General features: G+C 71.0%; 24 protein-coding genes. 14 read left to right on the forward strand and 10 right to left on the reverse strand.

All coding sequences use genetic code 11. From position 1 onward, the window contains the following. Nucleotides 1-8: 8 nt before the first annotated feature. The 5 genes from ACFYR3_RS19680 to ACFYR3_RS19700 form a co-directional block, all read right to left on the reverse strand. Entirely contained in the window at nt 9-1,118 is a 1,110-nt protein-coding gene (locus ACFYR3_RS19680) for a hypothetical protein (RefSeq protein ID WP_389284038.1), read from the reverse strand. 141 nt (nt 1,119-1,259) lie between these two features. Further along, on the reverse strand, nt 1,260-2,210 hold the full coding sequence (locus ACFYR3_RS19685) for an isopenicillin N synthase family dioxygenase (RefSeq protein WP_389284189.1): 951 nt from the start codon (nt 2,208-2,210) through the stop codon (nt 1,260-1,262). A 289-nt stretch (nt 2,211-2,499) separates the two neighbouring features. Then, complete coding sequence (locus tag ACFYR3_RS19690; RefSeq protein ID WP_355840856.1) at nt 2,500-2,958, reverse strand: nucleoside deaminase; 459 nt, start codon at nt 2,956-2,958, stop codon at nt 2,500-2,502. 107 nt (nt 2,959-3,065) lie between these two features. Next, the gene (locus tag ACFYR3_RS19695; protein WP_355840854.1) at nt 3,066-3,710 is read right to left on the reverse strand and encodes a class I SAM-dependent methyltransferase; all 645 of its coding nucleotides are present in this window, start codon (nt 3,708-3,710) and stop codon (nt 3,066-3,068) included. A 31-nt stretch (nt 3,711-3,741) separates the two neighbouring features. Then, nucleotides 3,742-4,734: a zinc-binding alcohol dehydrogenase family protein gene (locus tag ACFYR3_RS19700; RefSeq protein ID WP_389284040.1), complete on the reverse strand. Its 993-nt coding sequence runs from the start codon at nt 4,732-4,734 to the stop codon at nt 3,742-3,744. Nucleotides 4,735-4,884: 150 nt separating this feature from the next. On the opposite strand from ACFYR3_RS19700, the gene ACFYR3_RS19705 reads away from it, so the two are divergent. Together ACFYR3_RS19705 and ACFYR3_RS19710 are read left to right on the forward strand one after the other, a co-directional pair. Continuing rightward, nucleotides 4,885-5,220: a helix-turn-helix transcriptional regulator gene (locus ACFYR3_RS19705; protein ID WP_355840850.1), complete on the forward strand. Its 336-nt coding sequence runs from the start codon at nt 4,885-4,887 to the stop codon at nt 5,218-5,220. 245 nt (nt 5,221-5,465) lie between these two features. Next, complete coding sequence (locus ACFYR3_RS19710) at nt 5,466-6,524, forward strand: DMT family transporter (protein ID WP_389284042.1); 1,059 nt, start codon at nt 5,466-5,468, stop codon at nt 6,522-6,524. Here the strand turns inward: ACFYR3_RS19710 and ACFYR3_RS19715 are convergent. Together ACFYR3_RS19715 and ACFYR3_RS19720 are read right to left on the reverse strand one after the other, a co-directional pair. Next, on the reverse strand, nt 6,409-7,314 hold the full coding sequence (locus tag ACFYR3_RS19715) for a LysR family transcriptional regulator (protein ID WP_355840846.1): 906 nt from the start codon (nt 7,312-7,314) through the stop codon (nt 6,409-6,411). The two genes, ACFYR3_RS19710 and ACFYR3_RS19715, sit on opposite strands and share 116 nt — an antisense overlap. 10 nt (nt 7,315-7,324) lie before the next feature. Next, nucleotides 7,325-7,723, reverse strand: coding sequence for a PLD nuclease N-terminal domain-containing protein (locus ACFYR3_RS19720; protein WP_355840844.1), 399 nt, complete (start codon nt 7,721-7,723; stop codon nt 7,325-7,327). Nucleotides 7,724-7,812: 89 nt separating this feature from the next. Between ACFYR3_RS19720 and ACFYR3_RS19725 the strand changes: the two genes are divergently transcribed. The 8 genes from ACFYR3_RS19725 (at nt 7,813) to ACFYR3_RS19760 (ending at nt 14,370) form a co-directional block, all read left to right on the forward strand. Continuing rightward, nucleotides 7,813-9,264, forward strand: coding sequence for a menaquinone biosynthesis decarboxylase (locus ACFYR3_RS19725; RefSeq protein WP_389284044.1), 1,452 nt, complete (start codon nt 7,813-7,815; stop codon nt 9,262-9,264). Beyond that, the gene (gene mqnP, locus ACFYR3_RS19730; protein WP_355840840.1) at nt 9,261-10,163 is read left to right on the forward strand and encodes a menaquinone biosynthesis prenyltransferase MqnP; all 903 of its coding nucleotides are present in this window, start codon (nt 9,261-9,263) and stop codon (nt 10,161-10,163) included. Before ACFYR3_RS19725 ends, mqnP begins: the two co-directional genes overlap by 4 nt. A gap of 31 nt (nt 10,164-10,194) precedes the next feature. Further along, complete coding sequence (locus tag ACFYR3_RS19735; protein WP_355840838.1) at nt 10,195-10,884, forward strand: UbiX family flavin prenyltransferase; 690 nt, start codon at nt 10,195-10,197, stop codon at nt 10,882-10,884. 80 nt (nt 10,885-10,964) lie between these two features. After that, nucleotides 10,965-11,420, forward strand: coding sequence for an Lrp/AsnC family transcriptional regulator (locus ACFYR3_RS19740; RefSeq protein ID WP_355840994.1), 456 nt, complete (start codon nt 10,965-10,967; stop codon nt 11,418-11,420). Nucleotides 11,421-11,515: 95 nt separating this feature from the next. Continuing rightward, a complete protein-coding gene (gene mqnE / locus ACFYR3_RS19745; RefSeq protein WP_261704864.1) occupies nt 11,516-12,679 on the forward strand; it encodes an aminofutalosine synthase MqnE in 1,164 nt (387 codons plus the stop codon). A gap of 1 nt (nt 12,680) precedes the next feature. Next, nucleotides 12,681-13,214: a GNAT family N-acetyltransferase gene (locus tag ACFYR3_RS19750; protein WP_355840836.1), complete on the forward strand. Its 534-nt coding sequence runs from the start codon at nt 12,681-12,683 to the stop codon at nt 13,212-13,214. A 128-nt stretch (nt 13,215-13,342) separates the two neighbouring features. Beyond that, nucleotides 13,343-13,648, forward strand: coding sequence for a DUF4229 domain-containing protein (locus ACFYR3_RS19755; RefSeq protein ID WP_355840834.1), 306 nt, complete (start codon nt 13,343-13,345; stop codon nt 13,646-13,648). Nucleotides 13,649-13,695: 47 nt separating this feature from the next. Beyond that, complete coding sequence (locus ACFYR3_RS19760; RefSeq protein ID WP_355840832.1) at nt 13,696-14,370, forward strand: TetR/AcrR family transcriptional regulator; 675 nt, start codon at nt 13,696-13,698, stop codon at nt 14,368-14,370. Between the two features lie 41 nt (nt 14,371-14,411). On the opposite strand, the gene ACFYR3_RS19765 is transcribed toward ACFYR3_RS19760, so the two are convergent. Beyond that, nucleotides 14,412-14,774 carry a hypothetical protein gene (locus tag ACFYR3_RS19765; protein WP_355840830.1) on the reverse strand — a complete coding sequence of 121 codons (363 nt, stop codon included), beginning with the start codon at nt 14,772-14,774 and terminating at the stop codon, nt 14,412-14,414. Nucleotides 14,775-14,792: 18 nt separating this feature from the next. Next, a complete protein-coding gene (locus ACFYR3_RS19770) occupies nt 14,793-15,905 on the reverse strand; it encodes a MaoC family dehydratase (RefSeq protein ID WP_389284046.1) in 1,113 nt (370 codons plus the stop codon). 497 nt (nt 15,906-16,402) lie between these two features. Between ACFYR3_RS19770 and ACFYR3_RS19775 the strand changes: the two genes are divergently transcribed. Together ACFYR3_RS19775 and ACFYR3_RS19780 are read left to right on the forward strand one after the other, a co-directional pair. Next, entirely contained in the window at nt 16,403-18,307 is a 1,905-nt protein-coding gene (locus ACFYR3_RS19775; protein ID WP_355840826.1) for a long-chain fatty acid--CoA ligase, read from the forward strand. A 193-nt stretch (nt 18,308-18,500) separates the two neighbouring features. Further along, on the forward strand, nt 18,501-20,462 hold the full coding sequence (locus ACFYR3_RS19780) for a YncE family protein (protein ID WP_389284048.1): 1,962 nt from the start codon (nt 18,501-18,503) through the stop codon (nt 20,460-20,462). Nucleotides 20,463-20,612: 150 nt separating this feature from the next. Here ACFYR3_RS19780 and ACFYR3_RS19785 read toward each other — a convergent pair whose 3' ends face one another. Continuing rightward, on the reverse strand, nt 20,613-20,816 hold the full coding sequence (locus tag ACFYR3_RS19785) for a cold-shock protein (RefSeq protein ID WP_010986243.1): 204 nt from the start codon (nt 20,814-20,816) through the stop codon (nt 20,613-20,615). Between the two features lie 343 nt (nt 20,817-21,159). Here ACFYR3_RS19785 and ACFYR3_RS19790 point away from each other — a divergent pair, with 343 nt between their 5' ends. Beyond that, the gene (locus tag ACFYR3_RS19790) at nt 21,160-22,008 is read left to right on the forward strand and encodes a menaquinone biosynthetic enzyme MqnA/MqnD family protein (protein WP_261704873.1); all 849 of its coding nucleotides are present in this window, start codon (nt 21,160-21,162) and stop codon (nt 22,006-22,008) included. Between the two features lie 151 nt (nt 22,009-22,159). Further along, nucleotides 22,160-24,028: a serine/threonine-protein kinase gene (locus ACFYR3_RS19795; protein WP_389284191.1), complete on the forward strand. Its 1,869-nt coding sequence runs from the start codon at nt 22,160-22,162 to the stop codon at nt 24,026-24,028. Nucleotides 24,029-24,088: the final 60 nt, after the last annotated feature.

The following is a 24,088-nucleotide window of genomic DNA, read 5'->3' on the forward strand; positions in this document are numbered from 1 at the left end:
GACCCGAGTCACGGAGGCCGGCCTTCGTCGTACGCGCGGGGCGTCGTCGGGGACAGCGGCGGCAGCGAGACGAGCAGGGCCCGCGAGGACGGCGAGATGCCGGGCCGCCAGCCGGTCTCCCGGGCCGCCTCGGGCAGGGCGAGCCGGCCCGCGTTGCGCAGCGCCGGATGCGCGTAGCCCCGTAGCGCGGCGAAGAAGACGGCCTGGTCCTGGATGCCGTCGGCGCGGTCGCGCAGGACCGGCTCCAGGAGTCCGAGGCCCGCGGGCTCCTGGACGTTGTCGATCAGCAGGACCGGGCGTCCGCGCCGGTGCGAGCGCTGCACGGCCCCCGCGTAGGCGTCGTCGAGGTCGGCCAGCAGCGCCCGTACGAGATGGCGTTCGGCGTGTCTGCGGGCGTCGCCGCCCGCCCGGAAGTGCCGGGAGAGCAGGATCAGCGCGAGCTTGGGGCTGCCGTCCGCGTTCGGGTAGTCCCGGTACCAGGTGGCGGCCTTGCGGAGCCGGCGGTGGGCCGGGGAGACGCCCTCCGTGAACGCCTCCAGGGCCGCCTCGATGGTCGGCTCCACCACCGGACCCGTCCCGCTCATCGACGCGACGAGCCTGGAGATCACCTTGCTCACCCAACGCCCCGCGAACCCCGACAGCCAGGAGTCGGTCTCGTTGAGCAGCAGGATCCGCTCAGCCTCCAGCCGGACGCGCGGCACGTCGCGGTCGCCCCAGCCGGCCGCCGCCACGGCCAGCAGCCCGGACGACAGCCGCGGAAAGGCGATCCTTCCGGCGCCCTTGACCGGTTCGGCGAGCTGCTCCGCGGCCGTGGTGAGCGCCTGCCCGACCGGCGACCAGGACTGCGCCGGACGTTCGGCGGGCGGCACGGTGAACTGCCGTTCCTCGCCGTCGATCAGGGCGATGGGAGTGTGCCCGCGATAGGCGTCGCGCAGGGCGAGGAGCACGGCGGTCTTGCCCTGCCCCCGGCCGCCCGCGAAGACCACGAAGGGCGGCTCCGCGGGGTGTTCGTACGGTGTGGCGCCGAGCTGGTGCGGACGCAGACCGACCAGTCGTGACGCGAGTCCGGGCGGATCGGCGTCGAACAGCGACCCCCGACTGTGCAGCTCTGTGTGCACCGCATCTCCCCCTGGTCAGCGGTCCGGTCCGAAGTGCTGCTGTGAGGTGTATCAACAACTGGTGAAGAAGGGGCAGTTGGTTCGGGATAGGCCGCTCGGCGCCCGCTCGGTGTGCGTTCGCTTACGAAAGTGTTCCGCCGTTCAACCGACAGTGATCGAATCGAGTTTCTGGCGCAGATAGACATGGGAGTCGACGGGTTCGTGCGCGACGCGGCCCACCGGGGCGGGCACCGACTCGACCCGCGTTCCCGGTGTGCACTCGCCGAAGTACACGAGCGAGATCAGCTCCTCGGCGGGCGCGTCGGCCGGCGGCGGCAGCACCCGGTGCCGCCCCGAGCGCCAGCGGTCGCCGGTCCAACGGGCCATGAGATCACCGATGTTGATCGTGAACGCCGCCGGGTCGAAGGGCGCGTCCTGCCAGCCATCCTCGTCCGTGAACACCTGGAGCCCGCCCTTGCCGGCCTGCCGGTCGAGGATGGTGACGGTGCCGAAGTCGGTGTGCGGCCCGATGCGGAACTGGCCCGGCAGCGGCTCGCCGACGACCTCCGTGCCCGGATACCAGTTGATGTTGAAGCCGTACGTCGGGTGGTCCATGTGCTGGGTGAAGAAGTCCGGTTCGAGGCCGAGCGCCTCGCCGAGCAGCTCCAGCAGGTGGTTCTCCAGGCCGCCCATCGCCGCCAGGTACTCCTCGCAGAGCTCGCGCAGGTCCGGGGCCTCGGCGGGCCAGACGTTCGGCGCGTACCACTCCGCGTTGGTCTCCGGGTCCTCGAACGGCTCGCTCGTCGCGAACGTCAGTGACTCCTTGAGGTCCGGCGGGGTCTCGGTGCCCTCCGCGTAGCCGTTGGCCTCGGCGCCCGGCCCGAGCCAGCCCCGCCCGCCGACCCGGGCGGCGTACGGCTGCTTCGTCGCGGCGGGCAGCGCGAAGAAGGCGCGGGCGGCCTCCCGCAGGCGGCGGCGCAGCTCCGGGTCCACGCCGTGGCCGGTGACGAGCAGGAAGCCGGCGGTCCGGAGGGCGTCGTCGACGGTGCGGGCGACGGCGGCGCGGGCGGCGGGGTCCCCGGAGAGCCAGGGGCCCAGGTCGACGGTGGGGATGCGGGATGCCGCGGGGGCGACGGGACCGGGCGGGCCGGCCGCCCTGCCGGGGCGGGCCCCGGCGGCTTCCCGGGGAAGGGCCGACTCCACCGACTCCGCCGACTCCGCAGCAGGACCGGCCGGGTCCTCGGGACGGGCCGGATCCTCGGGATGGGCCGGATCGTCGGGATGGGCCGGATCGTCGGGACCGGCCGGTTCTTCGGGACCGGCCGGTTCTTCGGGGCCGACCGGACCGCCTGCCGGGTTCGTGCGACCGGCCGGTTCGTCGGGAAGCGCTCCCGCCCTCGGGTCATTCACCGATGTCCTCGTTCCAGAGAGCCGGGTTGTTCTTGATGAAGTCGCGCATCAGTGCCGTGCACTCGGGGTCGTCGAGCAGCACGATCTGTACGCCGTGCTCGGCGAGCCAGTCGTGGCCGCCGTGGAAGGTGGCCGCCTCGCCGACGATCACCCGTGAGATGCCGAACTGCCGGACCAGACCGCTGCAGTACCAGCACGGCGACAGGGTGGTCACCATGGTCGTACCGCGATACGTGCGCTGCCGTCCCGCGGCGCGGAAGGCGGCCGTCTCGCCGTGCGCCGAGGGGTCGCCGTCCTGGACGCGGCGGTTGTGGCCGCGGCCGAGGAGGGTGCCGTCCGCGCCGTACAGCGCCGCCCCGATGGGGATACCGCCCTCGGCGAGCCCCGCGCGGGCCTCCGCCAGGGCGGTGGCGAGCCACGCGCGGGCCTGTGCCTGATCGATGCGCTCCATGTCCCCACTCTCGTGTGGGACAACAGTCTCGTGTGACCGGAACACGAGGGCAACGCGCGGAAGCACTCTCCTGCTGCGCCGGGTTCGCCCGGCGCGGCGGGGGTGGGTCAGCCGCTCTCCGGCCTGCGGGCCAGGATGAAGGCCTGCGGGGTGTTCTCCCGGTCGGCGGCCTCGCGGACGAGGCGGGCAACCTCGAACAGGCCCGCGTTCCGCAGGAGTTCGGCGACCCGCTCGGGCGGGAAGCGGTGGACGTCGAGGTCGACGTCATGACCGTACGCGTGCTCCAGGCGGACGCGTTCGGCGCCGACCTTGAAGGCGATGAGCAGATGGCCGCCGGGGGCGAGGACGCGGTGGAACTCGGCGAACATCACGGGGAGTTCGTCGATCGGCGTGTGCACGGTGGAGTACCAGACGAGGGCTCCGGCGAGGGAGCCGTCGGCGAGGTCGAGGTCCGTCATCGTGCCCACCGAGAAGCGGAGATGCGGATACTCCCCGCGGGCCACCGCCACCATCCCCGGCGACAGATCGATCCCGAACGCGTCGAGCCCGAGCTTCTCCAGATGGATCGTCACGCGCCCTGGCCCGCATCCGAGGTCGGCCACGGCCCCGCCCCCGCCGGCCCGCACCCGCTCCGCGAACGCCGTCAGCATCGCGAGGTCCAGCGGTCCGCCCAACTGGTCCTTGAGCAGCTCGGCGTAGCTGTCGGCGACGGTGTCGTAGGAGGCACGGGTGGCGTGGAGGCGAGTCGTCATGGCGGGGAACGGTAGACCGGGGGTCCGACACTCACGGCCGTGACCGATCCGAATCCGCCACCCGCAGCAGCAACTTGCCCGTGCTGGTCCGCGACCCCATCAGCGCGTGCGCCTCCCCGGCCGCCTCCAGGCCGAACTCCGCCGTCACCGGCAGGGTCACGGTGCCGTCGGCCACCGCCTCGAACGCGCGCGCGGCGATGTCGCGGAGGGCGGCCGGGGCCGTCCTGGCCAGACCGAGGATCGAGAACCCCGCGACGGACAGACCGGTGGGGTAGAGCTCCGGCTGGCCCACCGTCCAGGGCTCCGCCGAGCTCGCGTTGCCGAAGGAGACCAGACGGCCGAAGGGGGCGAGGGAGGCGAGGCTGCCGCGGAGGGTCTTGCCGCCCACCGGGTCCAGGGCCAGGTCCACTCCACGCCCGGCGGTCGCGGCGCGGACCGCGTCCTCGAAGGAACCCACGAACACCTCGTCGTAGCCGTGGGCGAGGGCGTACTCGGCCTTCGGGCCGGCGGACACGACGCCGTACACCGCGCCTGCCCCGGCCGCCTTCGCCAACTGGCCGAGCACCGTGCCCACGCCGCCCGCCGCACCCTGGACGAGCACCGTCTCGCCGGGCTGGAGCCGGCCCACGGTGTGCAGGAGCGCGTACGCCGTGGGCACGACGGTGGGGAGCGTGGCGCCGGTGCGCAGACCGACGCCGTCGGGCAGCGCGAAGACCGTCACGGCCTCCGCCACGGTGACGTCCGCGTACGCTCCGCCCTCCGTCAGCGCCGCGACCTCCTGGCCGACCCGCAGTCCCGTGACGTCCGGGCCGACCGCCCGGATCCGGCCCGAGACCTCCAGACCCGGCACGAAGGGCAGGCGCGGCACACGGTAGCCCTCCGACCTCGCCTTGAGATCGGCGAAGTTCACGCCCGCGTAGGCCACGTCGATGCTCACCTGCCCGGGGCCCGGATCGGGGACCTTCGCCTCCACGACCCGCAGGACCTCGGGACCGCCGTACTCCTGGAATTCGACCGAACGCATGGCTCACTCCTGGCTGGTACTCGGCTGGACAGCCGACGGCCCGCGCGGACCGGCCGCCGCGCAGACTGTTCAATGAAAAGCGAACACTCGTGAGTGTATGGTTTTCATCGAACACTCGGCAAGCGGATCAGGGGAACCAGGGAGGCCGGCGTGGCGGAGCGGACCAGTCATCGGGCGGCGCCCGAGCACACTCACCCCGACGAGGTCCCCGTGCCGGCCGCCCTCACCGCCCTCGCCGATCCCGTGCGCATCCGGATCGTCAGGGAGCTGGCGGGGTCCGCGGAGTGGAGCCGCAGCTGCGGCAGCTTCGACGTGCCCGTCGGCAAGGCGGCTCTCAGCCATCACTTCGCCGTACTGCGCGGCGCCGGTCTCGTCGAGCAGCGCGACGAGGGCCCCAAGCGCGTCAACCGGCTCCGCCGGCCGGAGTTCGACGCCCGCTTCCCGGGCCTCCTCGCCCTCGTCCTGCGCGAGGAGCCGCCCCGCTAGGGCCGGCGCCTGAGCGTCGCGCCGGGTCGGGGACGGGCCCGAGCCCGGCCCGTCGCCGTCCGGCATCGGTGGCACGGATGGGGGCGGGCCGGCAACCGACGGGCGCGGGCCGAACGCGTCGCCGGCGCCGATGGGCGGCAGAGAGCGACGCCTGCCGGTACGCATCGGCGGCGCCGATGGGGCCATCGGCAGGACGCCCCACTGGCCCGTGGCCCGCCACCGGTCCCCGCTCCTACCTTCGGGGCATGACCTCCGCCACCGCAGTCGCGAACGCCGAGAACAAGGGCGCCGCCCAGCTGACCGCCGCCATGATGCTCTCCGGCACCCTCGGCGTCTTCGTCGTCGAGTCCGGCGCCTCGCCCTTCAACGTCGTCTTCTTCCGCGTCCTGTTCGGCGCGCTCGCCCTCGGCGGCTACGCGCTGGCCCGGGGATACTTCCGGGGCCACGGCTTCACCCCGCGCACGCTCGGACTCGCCGCGCTCGGCGGGGTGTTCATCGTCTTCAACTGGGTCCTGCTCTTCCAGTCGTACGAGAACACCTCGATCTCCGTCGCCACCGTCGTTTACCACACCCAGCCGTTCTACGTGGTGCTGCTGGGAGCCCTGCTCTTCCGCGAACGGCTCACCGCCGCCAAGGCCGGCTGGATCGCGCTGGCCTTCGCCGGTCTGGTCCTCGTCTCGGGCGTCACCCCGGCCGACTTCGCGAACGGCGGCACGTACCTCACCGGCGTCGGGCAGGCCCTCCTCGCCGCGCTCCTCTACGGGCTGTCCACCCTGGTCACCAAGCGCATCACCGGTGTCCGGCCGCACCTCATCGCGCTCGTCCAGGTCCTCGTCGGCATCCCGCTGCTGCTCCCCTTCGCCGACTTCGGCGCGATGCGCGGGACCGGCGCCGACTGGGGCTGGCTGGTCGGGCTCGGAGTCGTCCACACGGGCCTGATGTACGTCCTGATGTACGCCGCGTACGCCAAGCTCCCGACCGCGAAGATCGCCGTGCTCGCCTTCACCTACCCGGCCGTCGCGATGGTCATGGACTGGGCGGTGTACGGCCACCACATCGGCCTCGTCCAGGCCCTCGGCGTCCCGCTGATCGTGACAGCCAGCCTGAAGGTCACGCTCCCCAGGGCCGCCGGGACCACCGCGACCGATGGGGCCGCCGGGGCCGTCGGGATCTCTCGATTTGCCCGGATCACTCGGACCGGCCGGACTCCTCGGACACCAGTTGCCGTGCCCGCTCCACGAACAGCCGCGCATGAGCCGGAAGCCGCTTCCCGGCCCGCCACGCCAGTTGCGTCCGAAGCGTGAACGGCGGTTCCCAGCGCAGTCGTACGAGCTCGCCCCGCGCCAGTTCCGCGGCGACCGTCACCTCCGGCAGCAGCGCGATGCCGAGGCCGGCCGCCGCGGCCCGTTTGGTCGCCTCGATCGTGCCGAACTCCGTGAAGTCGACGGAGGAACCTTCCGGGACACGGGAGTTGAGCTCCCGCTCGAACAAGTCCCGGTAGGCGCAGCCGGGTTCGGTGGCGAGCAGCGACCGGCCCGCGAGATCGGCGGTGTCCGGTGCCGTGTCGGCGAGCGGATCGCCGGTCGCGGCGACCAGCGCCAGTGGCTCCACCGCCAGCACGGCGACCTCCAGACCCGCGTGCTCCGTCTCCTCCTCCATCAGGAAGCCGACGTCGTACGTGCCCTGGAGCAGCGCCCGGCGGGTCTCGTCGCCGATGGTCGTGCGCAGCGACAGCCGGACCCGGGGGTGACGGTGGTGGAAGAACTCCAGGAGCGGCAGCAGCCGGTACGAGGTGAGGGACTCCATCGTGCCGACGGTGAGGGTGCCGGAGGGCTCCTCGGTGCCGACGACCGCGGCCCGCGCCTCGTCGGTCAGCTCGATGATCTGCCGGGCGTAGGGCAGCAGTCTCTCGCCCGCCTCGGTCAGCCTGATCCTGCTGCCCAGCCGGTCGAAGAGTTCCGTGCCGAGCGAGGTCTCCAGGGCGCGGATCTGGCTGGTCACACTGGACTGCGCGTACGCCAGCTCGGCCGCGGCCCGGGTGAAGCTCAGTACGGTCGCGACCTTCTCGAAGGTCACCAGCAGGCGCAGTTCCATGTCAGGACTCTCACGACTCTTCGTCGGACCTGCTCTGTTCCTCACGCCGCTTCAGTTCCTCCTCGCGGCGCCGCAGGTCGGCCTCCCAGTCCTTCAGAAGGGCCTCGTCCTTGCGGTTCTCCGCCTTCAGGGAGTTGAGGAACTCGGGGTTGTCGTCGGGAGCGACGAATGTCGTCCGGTGGCTGCGGTGCCACTCGGAGGGAGTGGCGCCGCCGGCCGGATCCCTGCGGGCGCGGCCCGCGATGAGCCAGGCGACGGGACCGACCAGGATCTCGCCGAAAAGCAGGATGATGAAGACCCAGGCCAGCTTGGGCAGGCCCCTGACCTCCTCCTCCGGCGTGTTCAGGCAGTCGATGAAGGCGTAGATCATCAGCGCCAGGACCAGCAGAAACGGCAGATACCTGAGCATGGCCGAACGTTCCCCCAGAGAACAGTGGCGGGGCGGCACGGGCCCCCCGGTGACGGGCACAGGGTAGCGGGTGGCCGATACTTGGACACATGGCTTACGACGATCTTCGCTCCCTGCTCAGGGCGCTGGAGCGCGAGGGAGACCTCAAGCGCATCAAGGCCGAGGTGGATCCGTACCTGGAGGTCGGGGAGATCGTCGACCGGGTGCAGAAGGCGGGCGGCCCCGCGCTGCTCTTCGAGAACGTGCGCGGGTCGGCGATGCCGCTCGCGATGAACGTCTTCGGCACCGACCGGCGACTGCTGAAGGCCCTCGGCCTGAAGTCGTACGGCGAGATCTCCGAGAAGATCGGCGGACTGCTCAAACCGGAGCTGCCGCACGGCTTCGTGGGGGTGCGCGAGGCCTTCGGGAAGCTCGGCGCGATGGCGCACGTACCGCCGAAGAAGGTCAAGGACGCGCCGGTGCAGGAGGTGGTGCTGCGGGGCGACGACGTCGACCTCGACGCCCTGCCCGCCCTGTTCACCTGGCCCGAGGACGGCGGCTCCTTCTTCAACCTCGGGCTCACCCACACCAAGGACCCCGAGTCCGGCATCCGCAACCTCGGGCTCTACCGGCTCCAGCGCCACGACAAGCGCACCATCGGCATGCACTGGCAGATCCACAAGGACAGCCGGAACCACTACCAGGTCGCGGCCCGCAGGGGCGAGCGGCTGCCGGTCGCGATCGCCTTCGGGTGCCCGCCCGCCGTGACGTACGCCTCCACCGCCCCGCTGCCCGGTGACATCGACGAGTACCTCTTCGCCGGGTTCCTCCAGGGCAAGCGGATCGAGATGGTCGACTGCAAGACCGTGCCGCTCCAGGTGCCCGCGAACGCCGAGGTCGTCCTCGAAGGCTGGCTGGAGCCGGGCGAGATGCTGCCCGAGGGGCCGTTCGGCGACCACACCGGGTTCTACACCCCGCAGGAGCCGTTCCCGGCGCTGACCATCGACTGCGTGACGATGCGACGGCGGCCGCTGCTCCAGTCCATCGTGGTGGGGCGGCCGCCGACCGAGGACGGACCCCTCGGCCGGGCGACGGAGCGGTTCTTCCTCCCCCTGCTGAAGATCATCGTGCCGGACATCGTGGACTATCACCTGCCGGAGGCGGGCGGTTTCCACAACTGTGCGATCGTCGCGATCGACAAGAAGTACCCGAAGCACGCCCAGAAGGTGATGCACGCCGTCTGGGGCGCCCACATGATGTCCCTGACGAAACTCATCATCGTCGTCGACGCGGACTGCGACGTCCACGATCTGCACGAGGTGGCCTGGCGCGCGCTCGGCAACACGGACTACGGACGTGACCTCACCGTCGTCGAGGGCCCGGTCGACCACCTCGACCACGCCTCCTACCAGCAGTTCTGGGGCGGCAAGGCGGGCATCGACGCAACGAAGAAGTGGCCCGAGGAGGGCTACACCCGGGACGGCGGCTGGCCCGAGATGGTGCTGTCCGACCCGCAGACGGCGGCGAAGGTCGACCGCCGTTGGAAGGAGTACGGGCTGTGAGTTCAGCTTCCGCGGCGCTTCCGCAGCCGGGCCGCACCAAGGCGTTCCTGCGCCTCGTCATGATCGAGCACTCGGTGTTCGCGCTGCCCTTCGCCTACATCGCGGCGCTCACCGCGATGTTCGCGTGGGACAAGAACATCCACTGGGGAAAGCTGCTCCTGGTCACCGTCGCGATGGTGGGCCTGCGCACCTTCGCCATGGCGGCGAACCGGATCATCGACCGCGAGATCGACGCCCGCAACCCCCGTACGGCCCATCGTGAACTGGTCACCGGCGCGATGAGCGTGAAACATGCCTGGACGGGCGCGCTGGTCGCCCTGGTCGTGTTCCTCGCCGCCGCCGCCCTGCTCAACCCGCTGTGCCTGGCGTTGGCGCCCATCGCGGTCATCCCGATGGTCGTCTACCCGTACGGCAAGCGGTTCACGAACTTCCCGCAGGCCATCCTGGGTCTCGCCCAGGCGATGGGTCCGATCGGCGCCTGGATCGCCATCACCGGCACCTGGTCCTGGGACGCCGTCGTCCTCGGCCTCGCGGTCGGCGTGTGGATCGGCGGCTTCGACCTGATCTACGCCTGCCAGGACGTCGAAACAGACCGTGAGATCGGCGTGATGTCGGTGCCGGCGCGCTTCGGCATCCCGGCCGCGATCCGGGGTGCGCGGGCCTGCCACGCGGTGACGACGGCGCTCTTCGTCTGGTACGGGGTGGCCACCGGCGCGGGTGCCTTCTTCTGGCTCGGCCTGGTGATCGTCTCGGGCGCGTTCCTGTACGAGCACTCCATCGTGAAGCCCCACGACCTGACCCGGCTGAACCGCGCGTTCTTCCAGGTCAACGGTTTCATCGGCATCGCGCTGTTCGTGTGCGCCCTGCTCGATCTGCTGGTGCGCGGGCTCACGGTCTGAACATGGGCGGTGGCCGGATAGGCTCGACATCATGAAGCCAGGACAGACGCAGCGCCGGCCTTGGATCGTGGGGGTGTCCGGCGCGTCCGGTACGCCGTACGCGGCCGCGGTGCTGCGTTCGCTGCTGGAAGGGGGGGAGAGCGTCGACCTGGTCGTCAGCAGGGCCTCACGGCTGACGCTGCTCGACGAGACGAACCTCCCGTTCCGCGACGCCCACTGGCGGGACGACCTGCGTGAATGGCTGGCGCGGGGCGCCGACGGCAAGCCCGGCGCCTTCGACGCCTTCGAGGAGCATCTCGACGGCGTACGGCACTGGAGCGCGGGCGACCTGGCGGCGGGGCCCTCGTCGGGCTCGTACCCGGCCAAGGGCATGCTCATCGTGCCCGCGTCCACCGCCTGCGTGGCCGGAGTCGCCCTCGGCCTCTCCAAGGATTTGTTGCAGCGGGCCGCGAGCGTCACCCTCAAGGAGGGACGCAAGCTGGTCGTCGCCGTACGGGAGACCCCGCTGAACGGGCAGACGCTGCGTCACCTGGTCTCCCTGGACGACGCGGGCGCGACCGTGCTGCCCGCCTCGCCGGCGTTCTACGCGGGCGCCACGCACATCCAGGACCTGGTGGACTTCGTCGCCGGACGGGTCCTCGACGCGGCGGGTGTCGAACACGGCCTGTACCGCCGGTGGAAGGGCGAACTCGGGAGCGGTTCCCGGGGCGACACCACCTGAGGGGCCTCGCAGCACCTCAAGACCTCTCATCTCAACACCTCAAGACCTCTCAGACCTTTTCAGTGGAAGGCTTCGATCGCATGGACGCGGTGGACAGGCAGCTCATCCAGGCCCTGAGGGAGAACGGCCGGGCCTCCTACGCGGAGCTGGGGCGCCTCGTCGGTCTGTCGGGACCCAGTGTCACCGACCGCATCAACCGGCTGGAGACGGCCGGTGTCATCACCGGGTACCGCGCGACAGTCGACTCGGCCTCGCTCGGTCTCGGCGTCACCGCCCTGATCGGCATCTCGCTCTCCGACGCGGCCGACCACGAGGACGTGGCCCGGCGGCTGCGCGACCTCAGTGAGATCGAGGACTGCTGGTTCATCGCGGGCGACGACTCGTTCATGCTCAAGGTGCGGTCGAGCGACGTCGACGGACTGGAGAAGACCATCCGGCGGCTGTCCGGGACCAAGGGCGTCTCCCGCACCCGTACGACGATCGTGCTCTCCACGAAGTGGGAGAACCGGGTCGGAGAGCTGCCCGAGGAGGACTAGGGACACCCCGGGTGCGAAGGCCCTGATGGGGGGCCTTCCGCCGGAAGGCGGGGGAGTACGGTTGGCAGCGTTTCGTCACAGGGAGAGGTAATCGCATGGATGTCGGGCTCAAGCGCGAGCTGGAGGACAAGGTCCGGGCCGGTGAGCGGCTCAGCCGCGAGGACGGCATCGCGCTGTACGAGTCGGACGACCTGGCGTGGCTCGGCGGGCTCGCGCACGAGGTGCGCACGCGGAAGAACGGCGACGTCGTCCACTTCAACGTCAACCGTCACCTCAACATGACGAACGTGTGCACCGCGTCCTGCGCGTACTGCTCGTTCCAGCGCAAGCCGGGCGAGAAGGACGCGTACACGATGCGCATCGAGGAGGCCGTCCGCCTCGCCAAGACGATGGAGGGCGAGAACCTCACCGAGCTGCACATCGTCAACGGCCTGCACCCGAACCTGCCGTGGCGTTACTACCCGCGTTCGCTCAGCGAGCTGAAGAAGGCCCTCCCGGAGGTCTCGCTCAAGGCGTTCACGGCCACGGAGATCCATCACTTCGAGACCATCTCGGGGCTGTCGGCCTCGGAGATCCTCGACGAGCTGATCGAGGCCGGTCTGGAGTCGCTGACCGGCGGCGGCGCGGAGATCTTCGACTGGGAGGTCCGCCAGCACATCGTCGACCACCGCACCCACTGGGAGGACTGGTCGCGCATCCACCGCCTCGCGCACGAGAAGGGTCTCAAGACCCCGTGCACGATGCTGTACGGGCACATCGAGGAGCCCCGTCACCGGGTCGACCACGTGCTGCGGCTGCGTGAACTCCAGGACGAGACCGGCGGCTTCCAGGTCTTCATCCCGCTGCGCTACCAGCACGACTTCGTGGACATGAAGGACGGCAAGGTCAGGAACCGCCTCCAGGCGCGCACCCAGATGGCGACCGGCGCCGAGGCCCTGAAGACCTTCGCGGTCTCCCGGCTGCTCTTCGACAACGTCCCGCACGTCAAGGTCTTCTGGGTCATGCACGGCGTCCAGACCGCTCAGCTCGCGCTCCAGCACGGCGCCGACGACATGGACGGATCGGTCGTCGAGTACAAGATCACGCACGACGCCGACAACTACGGCACCCCGAACAAGCTGACCCGCGACGACCTCCTCGACCTGATCCGCGACGCCGGCTTCCGCCCCGTCGAGCGCAACACGCGGTACGAGATCATCCGCGAGTACGACGGACCGGACCCGGCGCGACGCGAGTCGCCGCAGCCGATGCGGGTCTGACGTGGGGCTGCTCTTCGAACTGGACCCGGCCGTCACCCCCGATCTCCGGGACGGTGTCGTCGCCCTCTGGGTGGACGTCTCGAACGCGGGCGGCTCCGTCGGCTTCGTGCCGCCGGTGGCCGCCGGCGACGTGCGCCCCGAACTCGTGAAGCACTTCGTCGCCATGGCGGAGGGCCGCACCCGGCTCCTGGTCGGCCGTGACGAGGAGGGCGGCGTCGCCGCGACCGCCTTCCTCACGCACAACACCCACCGGCTGATGAGGCACTGGGTCTGGCTGTACACCGTGATGATGCACCCCCGGCACCAGGGCAAGGGGTACGGCCGGGACCTGCTCGCCGCCGTCGAGGACGCCGCGGGCAGCCTCGACGGCATCGAGGCGATCCGGCTGACCTGCCGGGGCGGCGAGGGGCTGGAGCGCTTCTACGCCTCCTGCGGCTACAAGGAGGTCGGCCGGGTGCCCGGCGCGATCCGCGTCGCGCCCGGCGACGAACGGGACGACATCACGATGCTGCTGCCCCTGGCACTCCGCGGCTGAGGACCCCGCGCTCCGCGGCCTAGGACCCCCTCACTCCGCGACCGAGGACCCGCTGCAAGATCGCCGCCCCGGCGTGCTTCACTGGACAGAGTTCTTTGGGAACATTCGGAACGGAAGAGTGGATTGAGATGTTCCGCTACACACTGATGCGCCTCGGTATCTTCGTGGGCTGCCTCGTGGTCGTCTGGGGCCTCGTCTACTCGGGCATCGCCCCGCGCGGCCTCGGCGACTCCAACTACATGTGGGTCGTCCTGCTCTCCCTGGTGATCTCCGCGCCGATCAGCTTCGTCGTCCTGCGCGGCGAGCGCGACCGCGCCTCGGCCCAGGTCGTCGCCCGCGTGGACCGCGCCCGGGCCAACCTGGAGCGCAACCGCAACCAGGAGGACGCCGTCCTGGACGAGACCGCCCAAGGCACCCCGAACCAGGCCTCCTGACACCGCTGTGCGCCCGGCCGGGCTTCGGCCCCTCGTAGGCTTGGCGCATGGGTGCTGTGAAGAACAAGCGGATGCCGCGTGCGGTACGCGAACAGCAGATGCTGGACGCGGCCGTACGGACCTTCGGGCAGCGCGGGTACCGGGCCGCGTCGATGGACGAGATCGCCGAACTGGCGGGCGTGTCCAAGCCGTTGGTGTATCTGTACCTGAACTCGAAGGAAGACCTGTTCACCGCGTGCATCCGGCGTGAGGCCAAGGCGCTCACCGCCGCCGTCCGCGCCGGTGTCCGTCCCGGACTGCCCGCCGACCGCCAACTCTGGGAAGGGCTGCGGGCGTTCTTCACCCACACCGCCGAGAACCCGGACGGCTGGTCGGTGCTGCACCTCCAGGCCCGTACGCACGGTGAGCCCTTCGCGGCCGAGGTCTTCGCGATGCGCGAGGAACTGGTCCAGTTCGTCACGCAGTTGATCGTCGTCGCCGCGCGCGAGGCGCACCGTGACCCGTCGCTGCCCGCCCGGGAGGTCGCCGGGCTCGCGGAGGCGCTGGTCGGCGCCGCCGAGTCGATGGCCGCGTGGGCCAACGTCACCCCGGGCGTCTCGGCCCGGCAGGCCGCCGCCACCCTGATGAACTTCGCCTGGGCCGGACTCGGCACCATGATGCAGGGCCGCCCGTGGTCCCCGCCGGCCACGGGGATCCCGCCCCAGGCCACCGCGGAGGTCTGACACACCTGGCCGGTGCGAGTTCCTGTCCGCTTCGGCCGGGGTCAGCTCTGGCCCCAGCGGCGCAGTGCGGGAGCGACCCTCTCGCGGCCCACGCGGTAGAGGGACTTGGCGCCGCCGCGCGCGGCCCGTCGGACGACCGCCCGCAGCGGGCCCGTTCCGCCCCCGCCCGGCGCGGGAGCCAGCGGCCTGCCCTTCTCGTCGAGGCCGTTGCGCTCCAGGATGCCGCCGAGATACGCGCCCGCGCGCTGCGGCGAGTAGTACGGCCGAAGCGCGGGCAGCCGTCCCGCCGCACCCAGCGCCGCGACCCGGGCACGGGCGGCGCCGTACGGATCGGTCCTGCCGATGCCCTGCCGTGCCACCCGCGCCGGGATGGCAGCCGGCGCCGCGGCGAGGTCTTCCGCCATGCGGTGTTCGCCCGAAGTTCACTCGCCTCCCGCGCGAAGTGGCCTTATGTCGCCTGCCAGATGGATCCGGTCGCCGGTGCGGAGCTCGAACGACGGGCCCTTCGCGGCGTACGTCACCGTCCCGGGCAGCAGCACCGGCGCCCTGAACTCGGCCCGTACTCCCACCGCTTGTTGCGGCCCGTACGCGGCGAGGCAGCGGGCGACGGTCCACATGCCGTGCGCGATGGCACGCGGGAAGCCGAAGAGCCGGGCGGTGAGGGGGTGCAGATGGATGGGGTTGCGGTCCCCGGAGACGGCACCGTAGCGGCGGCCGACGTCCTGGGCGAGGCACCACTCGGCGACGACGGGCAGTGGCTCCGGCCCCTCGGGTGACGGGAACGGCGTGACCCCCTGGGGAGCCTCCGGCGGGGCTCCTTCCGAGGGCGCCCGAGGGCCGCGTCGCGAGACGTGGCGCGGCATTTCGGGCGAAGCCTCTCCCCCGGCATTCCGCGCGTCCCGGTCCTGGCCCCGGCCCCGGTCCTGGTCCCGGTCCCGGTCCTGGTCCCGGCCCCGGTCCTGGTCCTGGTCCCGGTCTCGGTTCTGGTCCCGGTCCCGGTCCCCGTCCCGGTTCTGGCCCGGGTCTCGAGGTCGGTGTCGGGCGAGGTAGGTGCTTCTCGACTCCCATACGAGTCTGCCGTCGGCCCTTGCCTCGGTCAGCACGGTCGCCTCCGTACCGCGTCGGTGCGGCGCCAACTTCTCGACCAGTACGCCGAGTTCGTACTCCGCTGTCGCGGCGGACTCCTCGTACTGGGTGATCTCGATCGATGTGTGCACCAGACCGAGCAGCGGCAGCGGGAACGCGCGCCCCGCCATGATCCGCATCGCCAGCGGAAAGGCGAGCACATGCGGATAGGTGCCCGGCAGGGCGTCCGCGCCGGTCGCGAACCCGCACACCCGCTCGTACGCGGCGAGATGGGCGAGGTCGACCCGCACGCCGGAGAGGGCGAGCCGGGTGGCAGGGACGGGGGCGTCCGGGCGGGGGTGCTTGAGGGGGGAGAGCAGGGCGCCGCGGGCCAGCAGCGGAACGAGGGAGGGGGGAGCGGCGAGGGTGCGGGTCCGGGGCTCGGGGCGGACGGGCGGCTGAGTGCGCATCGAGGTCTCCAGGCGGGTGGGGAAGGTGCGGCTCTCGGCAGGTGGGGAGGGTGCGTCTCGCGGCGGGGGATTGTCCGACTCCCGGCTCGGACGTGCATTTACTCCGGAGTAAGTTACCCGGGGTAAGGGTACGTCGGAGTGGGGGGCGGGTCGAGATGAGCGCGGCAGTCTCCCGAAGGCCGACCCTTGGCGAGGGGTTGCGGGGACTCCGGCGTACCGGCGCCGGGGCGTTCCGGCATCGGGGTCGTCGGAGTCGTCGACGGCGGGGCGCCGGGGTCCGGAAGAAGCCACAGCTACCCCGGGTAACCCGCACCTCGCCTGCCGCAAAGCGACACAAACCCCACACTTCGGCGCCGTAGGCTCCCCGTCTCACCGGGTTGCCGAGACCCTGAACCCCCCGCTCCCCAGGGCCGTATGAGGATTCGCGCCCCCGCGCTCCTCCGAGCCCGTACACGCCTTGCACCCGCCCCGGCCTCCGGCCGACAAGGAGCCGCCCCGTGTCCAGCCCGTATTCCCCCGACTCCGTCCCTCCACTTCCGGAGCCCGAGATCAGGCGGCTGGACGGTGTCGTGCGCGAGGTCTCGGTGCCGCCGATCGCGGGCCAGGTGACGCACGGCTCCCTCGCGGACATCCCGTTCGACAACGCGGCCGTCGCCCCGCTGGAGCCGGTCCTCAGCCGGAAGACCCCGGACGGCGACGGCTGGACGGACGTGACCGCCGCCGAGTTCGCCGGCCAGGTCCTGGCGGTGGCCAAGGGGCTGATCGCGGAGGGACTGGTGCCGGGCGACCGGATCGCCATCATGGCCCGGACGACCTACGAGTGGACGCTCCTCGACTTCGCCGCCTGGGCCGCGGGCCTGGTCACCGTGCCCGTCTACCCGACCTCGTCCGTCTTCCAGACCCGCTGGATCCTCCAGGACTCGGGGGCCGCCGCGCTCGCCGTGGAGACCGTGGCGCAGGCCGCGGCGCTCGGCCCCGAGCGCGAGCGCATCCCCGATCTGCGACACATGTGGGTCTTCGAGAAGGGCCATGTGGAGCGCCTCGCGGAACTCGGCCGCGAGGTCCCGGACCAGGAAGTGACCGTACGGCGCGGAGTGCTGGGCCCGGACACGCTCGCCACCGTCATCTACACCTCGGGCACCACAGGCCGCCCCAAGGGCTGTGTCCTGACCCACGGCAACTTCTTCGCCGAGGTCGACAACGCCGTGGAACTGCTCTACCCGATCTTCAAAGCCCGCAGCAAGGAGCCCGCCTCCACCCTTCTCTTCCTCCCCCTCTCGCACGTCTTCGGCCGCATGGTGGCCGTGGCCTGTCTGCGCGCGCGGGTGAAACTCGGTCACGCCCCGAGCCTCCAGACCGAGGACCTCCTCGCGGACCTGGCCTCGTTCAAGCCGACCTTCCTGCTCGCCATCCCGTACGTCCTGGAGAAGGTCTTCAACACCGGCCGCGCCACGGCCGAACGGATGGGCCGCGGTTCGTCCTTCGACCGGGCGGCGCGGATCGCCCAGAAGTACGGCGAGGCGGTCGAGGCCAAGCAGCATGGCACCGGCCCCGGTCCGAGCCGGGCCCTGCGCGCGGCCCGCGCCCTCTACGACCCCCTGGTCTACCGCCGTATCCGCAATGCCCTCGGCGGCAAGGTCCGGCACGCCATCTGCGGCGGCTCCCCGCTGGGCCGCCGGCTCGCCGCCTTCTACGCGGGAGCCGGAATCGAGATCTTCGAGGGGTACGGCCTGACGGAGACCACGGCCGCCGCGACCGTCACGCCCCCGCAGAAACCGCGCCTCGGCACGGTGGGTCGGCCGCTGCCCGGCACCCGGGTGCGGATCGCCGCCGACGGGGAGGTGCTGCTGTGCGGCGGCCAGGTCTTCCGCGGCTACTGGGACCCGCACGCGGGCGGTGTCGTCGACGCGGCGCCGGACGGCTGGTTCGCGACCGGCGACATCGGCGAGTTGGACTCCGGCGGCTACCTCGCCATCACCGGCCGCAAGAAGGAGATCCTGATCACCGCGGGCGGCAAGAACGTCGCCCCGGCGCCCCTGCAGGACTGGCTCCGCTCCCATCCGCTGATCGCCCAGTGCATGGTCCTGGGCGACGGCCGCCCGTTCATCTCCGCGCTCTTCACCCTCGACCCGGAGGGCATCGCCCACTGGCGCCGGATGAACGGCAAGCACCCGGTCCCCGCCGAACTCGTCATGGACGACCCCGAGTTGCTCGCCATCCTGCAACGCGCCGTCGACGAGGCCAACAGCTTCGTCTCGCGTCCCGAATCCATCCGGCGCTTCACCGTCCTGCCCGTCGACCTCACCGAGGAGTCCGGTCATCTGACGCCCACGATGAAGCTGAGGCGCGCGGCGATCGAGAAGGACTTCAGCAGGGAGATAGAGGCCCTGTACGCGACGTAGCTGTCGCCCCCCGGCCCGGTTGACCGAGTTGTCAGTGACATGACTTAGTCTTCACTCATTCGCCACATGGGCAGCGGCACAGATCACGCACAGCTTCGGGCGTCCGTCCTCTGTCGTCCGCGGTCTGTCGTCCGTCGTCCGCATGTCCGGTGGCCTCATATCTTCGTTCCGGGGGGTTCGAATCAGCGTGCGTATGCGCACTCTCACGGCTGCCACCGCACTGGCGGTCCTTTTCGGCTCGGTGGTGCTCGCCGCCGTACCGGCGTCTGCCGACGCGTCCAGGCCCATCGCGGTCTCGGGTCCGTCCGACACGGTCGTCGACGGCGTCCACCAGCGGCTGTTCTTCAGTGACAGATACCTGGACAAGATCGTCGTCACCGATTACGCCGGCAGGCCCGTCACCACACTGACCGGCCTGCCCCAGGTCCGGGATCTCGATCTGAGTCCGGACTCCAAGACCCTGTACGCGGCGGTCTACGGCGCGGACAAGATCGTCGCCATCGACACCGCGACGCTCAAGCAGACCGCCGAGTACCCGACCGGCGCCAACACCACCCCCTCCCGGGTGGCCTACGCCGACGGCAAACTGTGGTTCGGATACGGCGACCAGTGGGAGTCCGGGCTCGGCTCGGTCGACCTGACCGGCGAAACACCCACGGTGACCCTGGACCTGGCGGCCGGACACGACTTCGCCACTCCGCCCGACCTCTACGCGGACCCCGACAACCCGGGCACGCTGCTCGCTCTCGACCCAGGCATCAGCTCGGGTCCGATCGTGGTCTACGACATCTCCTCCGGCACGCCGGTGATCCGCGTGACCGAGAACAAGGGCGGCTTCTACCACGACGCGGCACTCACGCCCGACGGGCAGAACGTCGTCGTGGCCGGGCCCGGAAACCGTGCGCTCACCGAGTACCGGCTCTCCGACCTGCAGCAGGTCCGTACCTTCCCCGTCGCCTCCGAACCGGAGACGGTCAGCGTGGCCCCCGACGGAACGGTCGCGGCCACCGTCCTCGACACCGACGACCTCGGCGACACCTACGTCTTCAGCACCGACCCCGCCCGGCCCGCCAGTGTGCGCAACATGTCGCACAACTGGATGCTGTGGGGCGGCCACGCGACGAACTGGTCGGCCGACGGCGGGAAGCTCTTCCTGCTGACCGAGGGCGGCGACAACGACTCCTCCACGTTCAACGTCGTCGACGAACCCCGCAAGTACGCCACCACGTTGAAGGCCGACACCCCGGCGACCGCCACGCGTGCCAAGTCCCTCACCGTCAAGGGCTCGCTCAAGGCCACGCTCGCGCTGCCCGCCGGGACACCGCTGACCGTCGTCCGCACCGACATGGAGTCACCGAACGGCAAGTCGCTCGGCACCAGGCCCCTCGGCACGGGCGGCGCGTTCTCCTTCACCGACACCCCGCCGGCCGGCGGCAAGGTGAAGTACACGGTGACGTACGCGGGCGACGCGTCGCACACCCCGGCGACCGCCTCCGACACGGTCGAGGTCTCGCGCGCGACCCCCACGCTCACGCTGAACAACAACGGCAAGGTGTACTCGTACGGCGCGGACGTGAAGTTCACGGCGCACCTCGGTTCGACGTACAAGAACCGCAAGGTCGAGATCTGGGCCGACCCGTACGGTTCCGACAAGCCCAACACGCTGGTGAAGTCGGGCAACGTCGACTCGTCCGGCAATCTGTCGGTCACTCTCGACCTCAAGCGGGACGCGACGGTCACCGTGAAGTTCGCGGGCGACGCCCGCTACGGCTCCAGGTCGGTGGCCAGCAAGGTCGGCGCCAGGGTCAGCGTGTCGACGGCGGTCGGCAAGTACTACACGACGAGGTCGGTGTACGGCCACACCTATTACTACTTCCACCAGTCCACGGACCCCGTCTTCACGACGACCATGACGGCGTACCCGGGCCGCAAGCAGCGCCTGCAGATGCAGGCCTACTCCCAGGGCTCCTGGGCGACGACGGGTACGCAGTACTTCACGCTGAGTTCCTCGGGCAAGTCCCAGGTGACCGTGACGGGCACCCCGCCCAAGAACGTCCGCTTCCGGGTGCGTGACTCGTACATCAACGGCTCATCGGGCGACACGGTGAACTCGACGACGGACGGCGCCTGGAAGTACTTCCTCTTCACCGGCTGACCTGGTTGACCGGCTGACCCTGCCGGCCGGTCGGAGCCCCGGCCGGCCGGGCAGCGGCAAAGGCAGGAGCCCCACGACCGGCTGGCGTGGGGCTCCTTGGGTACTGCTATCCGTTCCGGATCAAAGCATTGGGCTCATGGAGCCGAAGGCTTAGAGCGGGGTGACGTTCTCCGCCTGCGGGCCCTTCGGACCCTGCGTGACGTCGAAGGAAACCGACTGGTTCTCTTCGAGAGAGCGGAAACCGCTCGCGTTGATCGCGGAGTAGTGGACGAAGACGTCCGGGCCGCCGCCTTCCTGGGCAATGAAACCAAAGCCCTTTTCGGCGTTGAACCACTTCACGGTTCCGGTAGCCATAAGCCCTCCTTGGGCCCAAAGGGTTGCCCTGCTCCAGAACCTGCGATTGTGTAAACAACTGCATACGTCTGAAAACGACGAGAGCCCGCGGTCACATGCTCCGCAGGCTCTGTACTGCAAGGGAAACCAAACTGCAACTTGCGGCGAGCCTAGCACGCAGGCAGCCGAAAGCAATAGAGGCAAAGATCACGTCATCCGGAAGGGTGGCCCGTGCGGTCGAGGGGTCTGACGTGCGTTGACTTCGTGGTGTCACAACAGTTGACATGAGGGGTCGGGATGGTTTCCACCAGCACACGCCGACCCTGAAGCCTGCTCCGTATCGCACGAGGGCTAGCCTCGCGATGTGGACAATTCTCGCACCCGGCCGCGCGTCGGCCACATCCAGTTCCTGAACTGCCTGCCCCTGTACTGGGGGCTCGCGAGAACGGGCACGCTCCTCGACTTCGAGCTCACCAAGGACACCCCGGAGAAGCTCAGCGAGCAGTTGGTGCGGGGGGATCTCGACATCGGGCCCATCACGCTCGTCGAGTTCCTCAAGCACGCCGACGACCTCGTCGCCTTCCCGGACATCGCGGTCGGCTGCGACGGCCCCGTGATGTCCTGCGTGATCGTCTCGCAGGTTCCCCTCGACCAGTTGGACGGCGCCCGCGTCGCCCTCGGCTCGACCTCGCGCACCTCGGTGCGGCTCGCGCAGCTGCTGCTGGCCGAGAAGGTCGGGGTCCAGCCCTCGTACTACACGTGCCCGCCCGATCTGAGCCTGATGATGCAGGAGGCGGACGCCGCCGTCCTCATCGGCGACGCGGCGCTGCGCGCCAACCTCCTCGACGGGCCGAAGTTCGGTCTCCAGGTGCACGACCTCGGCGCGCTGTGGAAGGAGTGGACGGGTCTGCCGTTCGTCTTCGCCGTGTGGGCGGCCCGCCGCGACTACCTGGAGCGCGAACCGCTCGTCACCCGCAAGGTGCACCAGGCCTTCCTCGCCTCCAGGGACCTCTCCCTCGACGAGGTCTCCAAGGTCGCCGAGCAGGCGGCCCGGTGGGAGGCCTTCGACGAGGCCGTCCTGGAGCAGTACTTCACGACGCTCGACTTCCGCTTCGGCGGCCCGCAACTGGAGGCCGTGCGGGAGTTCGCCCGCCGGGTCGGCTCGACCACCGGGTTCCCGGCGGACGTGAACGTACGGCTCCTCCAGCCGTGAGGCGCAGGTCGCCACGAGGCTGACGGGTACGAGCCGGGAGACCTGACGGGTACGAGCCGACAGATACGGGGCGACAGTCGCGCGGCTCCGGGCGCGCACGGCACTACGCTGCTGGGCAGTGTGTACGGGGGAGGGGTGAGCCGTGAGTGCCATGCAGCCGCTCGGAGTCGACGAACCCACGGTCGTGGGGCCCTACCGGCTGCTCGGCCGGCTGGGTTCCGGCGGCATGGGGCGCGTGTATCTGGGGCGCAGCGCGGGCGGGCGTACGGTCGCGGTCAAGATCGTGCATCCGCACTTCGCGCTCGACGAGGAGTTCCGCGCCCGGTTCCGCCGCGAGGTCGAGGCCGCGCGGCGGGTGGGCGGCGCCTGGACGGCCCCCGTCCTCGACGCGGACCCGGAGGCGCCGGTTCCCTGGGTCGCCACCGGCTACGCGGCCGGTCCCTCGCTGACGGCCGCCGTAGCGGACGGCGGACCGCTTCCGGTCCACTCCGCGCATGTCCTCGGCGCCGGTCTGGCCGAGGCGCTCACGGCGGTCCACTCGCTGGGCCTCGTCCACCGCGACGTCAAACCCTCCAACGTGCTGCTCACCCTCGACGGCCCGCTGCTGATCGACTTCGGCATCGCGCGGGCCACGGACGGCACCGCCTCCCTGACCTCGACGGGAGTCTCCGTCGGCTCCCCCGGTTACATGTCCCCCGAGCAGATTCTCGGCAAGGGCGTCACGGGAGCCGCGGACGTCTTCTCGCTCGGCGCGGTTCTCGCGTACGCCGCCACCGGCGAACCGCCCTTCCCCGGCGACTCCTCCGCCTCCCTCCTCTACATGGTGGTGCACGAGGAGCCCCGACTCGACTCCCTGGAAGGCGAGTTGCGCGAGCTGGTGGCGGCCTGTCTGGCCAAGGAGCCCGCGGCGCGGCCCACTCCGGGCGAGGTGGCCGTCCGGCTCGCACCACAGGGCGCCGCCCGGCTGGTGTCGGCGGGCTGGCTGCCGGGCGCCCTGGTCGAGCGGGTGAGCCGAAGTGCCGTACAACTGCTGAACCTTGAGGCGGCGGGGGCCGCGGAGACCCCGCCCTCCGGGCCGGTGGGGTTCAGCAATCCGTCGGTGGATGCCGGTCGGGCGGCCGGGAGCGGCGCCGGGTCCGGAGAGGTGGCGTCCGGTGGGGTGGCGTCCGCTGGGATGGCCTCCGGCGAGGTGGCCGGGGGGCCGGGGACGGGCGGGGGGTTCGGGCCGCCCCCGCAGGGCTTCGGGCCGCCGCCTCAGATGCCCACGTACGTACCCGGTCAGCGCGAGAGCCGGGCCGCCGGGCCCGAGGACGCCGTACACCGCGAGGGCACGCCGGGGACGCCGGAACAGCAGCCGTACGACCGTCCGGGCAAGGTCTCCGTCAGTGTGGCGGCGACCTCAGCGCCCGGGGCCGACGGGCGTGGCCGCAGGATGAGTTGCACGGTCGCGCTGGCGGTCGCGGGCGCGCTGGCGGCGGTGACCGTGGGCTCGGCGTTCCTGTTCGACCTGCTGCCGGGCGGCGGCACGAGCGAAGAGGGCAGCGCGGCGGGCGGGCGCCCGTCGGCCGGGCCGAGCCAGACCCTTCCCGACACGCGTCCGTCGACGAGCGCGAGCGCCCCCGGGCCCGGGTACACGGCAACCACCCCCGACCCCGGTGGGCAGCCGTCCACGATCCCGGCCTCCTACCTCGGCGCCTGGGAGGGCGACGGACTCGCCCTCAACGGCACCCTCCCCATGGGCACCTTCCGCGTCACGGTCCACCAGGCAGCCGTGGGACAGGAGTTGGGAACCTTCCGGCAGACCGACCAGATCGGCGGCATCTGCGACGACGTCCTCATCCTCAAGAAGGTCACGAAGAAACAGCTCGTGGCCACGAGCGTGGCCGCGGAGTCCAACCGCGACGTCTGCACCAAGGGTCGGCACGAGGTCCGGCTGACTCCCGTCGGCAGCGACCTCACCTACGCGACGGACAACGCCGAGGCGGGGGACCCGGTGGCCCGGATGACGAAGGTCGGCTAGCGCCCTGCCTCGCTGGTTCCCGCCAGTGCACTGCGCGGGAACCAACGAGGCAGGACAGCG

The organism is Streptomyces sp. NPDC005784, from assembly GCF_042871525.1.
In the GTDB taxonomy this organism is placed as follows: Bacteria; Actinomycetota; Actinomycetes; order Streptomycetales; family Streptomycetaceae; genus Streptomyces.

Excerpts from the sequence above, each read along its gene's own strand:
- ACFYR3_RS19715 (WP_355840846.1), bottom strand. The coding sequence starts at position 7,314 with ATGGAACTGCGCCTGCTGGTGACCTTCGAGAAGGTCGCGACCGTACTG.
- ACFYR3_RS19740 (WP_355840994.1), top strand. The coding sequence starts at position 10,965 with ATGGACGCGGTGGACAGGCAGCTCATCCAGGCCCTGAGGGAGAACGGC.
- ACFYR3_RS19725 (WP_389284044.1), top strand. The coding sequence starts at position 7,813 with ATGGCTTACGACGATCTTCGCTCCCTGCTCAGGGCGCTGGAGCGCGAG.
- ACFYR3_RS19755 (WP_355840834.1), top strand. The coding sequence starts at position 13,343 with ATGTTCCGCTACACACTGATGCGCCTCGGTATCTTCGTGGGCTGCCTC.
- ACFYR3_RS19795 (WP_389284191.1), top strand. The coding sequence starts at position 22,160 with ATGCAGCCGCTCGGAGTCGACGAACCCACGGTCGTGGGGCCCTACCGG.
- ACFYR3_RS19690 (WP_355840856.1), bottom strand. The coding sequence starts at position 2,958 with ATGGAGCGCATCGATCAGGCACAGGCCCGCGCGTGGCTCGCCACCGCC.
- ACFYR3_RS19765 (WP_355840830.1), bottom strand. The coding sequence starts at position 14,774 with ATGGCGGAAGACCTCGCCGCGGCGCCGGCTGCCATCCCGGCGCGGGTG.
- ACFYR3_RS19695 (WP_355840854.1), bottom strand. The coding sequence starts at position 3,710 with ATGACGACTCGCCTCCACGCCACCCGTGCCTCCTACGACACCGTCGCC.
- mqnE (WP_261704864.1), top strand. The coding sequence starts at position 11,516 with ATGGATGTCGGGCTCAAGCGCGAGCTGGAGGACAAGGTCCGGGCCGGT.
- ACFYR3_RS19710 (WP_389284042.1), top strand. The coding sequence starts at position 5,466 with ATGACCTCCGCCACCGCAGTCGCGAACGCCGAGAACAAGGGCGCCGCC.
- ACFYR3_RS19700 (WP_389284040.1), bottom strand. The coding sequence starts at position 4,734 with ATGCGTTCGGTCGAATTCCAGGAGTACGGCGGTCCCGAGGTCCTGCGG.
- ACFYR3_RS19720 (WP_355840844.1), bottom strand. The coding sequence starts at position 7,723 with ATGCTCAGGTATCTGCCGTTTCTGCTGGTCCTGGCGCTGATGATCTAC.
- ACFYR3_RS19785 (WP_010986243.1), bottom strand. The coding sequence starts at position 20,816 with ATGGCTACCGGAACCGTGAAGTGGTTCAACGCCGAAAAGGGCTTTGGT.
- ACFYR3_RS19760 (WP_355840832.1), top strand. The coding sequence starts at position 13,696 with ATGGGTGCTGTGAAGAACAAGCGGATGCCGCGTGCGGTACGCGAACAG.
- ACFYR3_RS19780 (WP_389284048.1), top strand. The coding sequence starts at position 18,501 with ATGCGCACTCTCACGGCTGCCACCGCACTGGCGGTCCTTTTCGGCTCG.
- ACFYR3_RS19770 (WP_389284046.1), bottom strand. The coding sequence starts at position 15,905 with ATGCGCACTCAGCCGCCCGTCCGCCCCGAGCCCCGGACCCGCACCCTC.
- ACFYR3_RS19735 (WP_355840838.1), top strand. The coding sequence starts at position 10,195 with ATGAAGCCAGGACAGACGCAGCGCCGGCCTTGGATCGTGGGGGTGTCC.